The 416-nt window shown below is 66.6% G+C and carries 1 protein-coding gene; it reads left to right on the top strand.

Going from position 1 to position 416, the window contains the following annotated elements; all coding sequences use genetic code 11:
• Nucleotides 1-416: SDR family oxidoreductase (locus tag EXE44_RS18330; RefSeq protein WP_137718070.1), on the top strand; the 416-nt coding region annotated here is incomplete at both ends.

Genomic DNA, 416 nt, shown 5'->3' on the forward strand with positions numbered 1-416 from the left:
TGATGAGCGTCGTCCGACTCGCGCGCGAGGCCGAGCCGCACCTCCGCGAGGGCGACGGCGGCACCATCGTGAACATCACCTCTCGGAGCGTGAAGGAGGCGCTCGACAGCCTCGTGTTGTCCAACGCCGTCCGGATGGGCGTGATCGGACTCGAGAAGACGCTCTCGAAGGAGTTCGCGCCCGAGATCCGAGCCAACGCCGTGTTACCCGGGCCACACGAGACGTCTCGCATCCGCGATCTCGTGAACGACGCCGTCGACCGAGGCGAGTACGACTCCTACGAAGAGGGGCTCGACGAGTGGGCCGGCAATCCCCTCGAACGCATCGGTGACCCGATGGAGCTCGGGAACACCGTCGCGTTCCTCTCGTCCCCGAAGTCTGGGTTCATCAACGGCACCGCCCTGCCGATCGACGGC

The sequence above is a fragment of the Halorubrum sp. SS7 genome (genome assembly GCF_005435055.1).
In the GTDB taxonomy this organism is placed as follows: Archaea; Halobacteriota; Halobacteria; order Halobacteriales; family Haloferacaceae; genus Halorubrum; species Halorubrum salinarum.